Origin of the sequence: Methylobacterium sp. WL103 (assembly GCF_008039885.1) — a bacterium.
In the GTDB taxonomy this organism is placed as follows: domain Bacteria; phylum Pseudomonadota; class Alphaproteobacteria; order Rhizobiales; family Beijerinckiaceae; genus Methylobacterium; species Methylobacterium cerastii.
Genome location: NZ_VRUX01001298.1, coordinates 1 through 439, shown reverse-complemented (window position 1 = coordinate 439; position 439 = coordinate 1). Strand labels below are relative to the sequence as shown.

1 pseudogene is annotated in these 439 nt (G+C 76.3%); it reads right to left on the bottom strand.

Annotation, left to right across the window (positions count from 1 at the left end):
- Positions 1 to 439: pseudogene (locus FV222_RS29080) on the bottom strand (hypothetical protein); the annotation flags it as partial.

Here is a 439-nt window from a genome sequence, read left to right as displayed (position 1 = left end):
GCGCCATGCCGTCCGGCGCGACCTCCGCCGACGCGCCGACGGCCTCGGCAAGCCGCTCCAGTGCCTCGATCTGGTCCTCCTCCGGGTGGGCCAGGACGATGGTCTCGGCGTCGGGCGCGCTGAGCAGGCTCGGCTTGCCGGGATAGGCGAAGAACCCGACCGGCGGCGTCGCGCCGACGAGGATGACGTGGCGGAAGGGCGCCAGCGTCTCGATCGCGGCGTCGATCGGGTAGGGCAGGCGCTCGATCGGCACCGTGCCGGCGCCGCGGTCGATGCGGGCGTTGGCGGCCATGGCCAGCAGCGTCGCGCCGGTCTTGTCCGCGATGCGCGCGGCGATGTGGCGGCCCTCGCCGCGCACCGCCCGGTCGGAGAGGTGCAGCACCACCGGCGCGCCCGAGGCCAAGGCCGCGACCGCGCGCTTCAGCGCGTCGTCGCGGCC